The following is a 629-nucleotide window of genomic DNA, read 5'->3' on the forward strand; positions in this document are numbered from 1 at the left end:
AAGAATGCTTTATCGATTGCACGCTCTGGTTCTGGGATGTAAGAGTCAAGCGCTTCAACAAGTGCAAGAACTGATTTCTCACCATATTCGCCATCATTGCCGTTCAATGCTTGAAGCGCTGAACCACGGATGATAGGCGTGTCATCACCTGGGAAGTCATAAGTAGAAAGAAGTTCACGAACTTCCATTTCTACTAATTCAAGTAATTCTTCATCATCAACAAGGTCACACTTGTTTAAGAATACGATGATGTAAGGTACACCAACCTGACGTGAAAGAAGGATGTGTTCACGAGTTTGTGGCATTGGACCATCAGTCGCAGCACACACAAGGATCGCGCCGTCCATCTGAGCAGCACCAGTAATCATGTTTTTAACATAATCGGCGTGGCCCGGGCAGTCTACGTGAGCGTAGTGACGGATTGGAGAATCGTATTCTACGTGTGAAGTATTAATTGTAATACCACGTGCTTTTTCTTCAGGAGCTGAGTCGATTTGTGAGTAATCTTTCGCTTCACCGCCGTAAGTTTTTGCACAGATAGTTGCAATCGCAGCAGTTAAAGTTGTTTTACCATGGTCAACGTGACCAATTGTACCCACGTTTACGTGTGGTTTATTACGTTCAAACTT

General features: G+C 43.9%; 1 protein-coding gene. It reads right to left on the reverse strand.

The window, feature by feature from the left end:
- A partial coding sequence (locus CDG59_RS14940) for a GTP-binding protein (RefSeq protein ID WP_143225235.1) occupies nucleotides 1-629 on the reverse strand: 629 nt, incomplete at both ends.

Source organism: Acinetobacter sp. WCHA29, from assembly GCF_002165335.1.
Taxonomy (GTDB): Bacteria; Pseudomonadota; Gammaproteobacteria; order Pseudomonadales; family Moraxellaceae; genus Acinetobacter.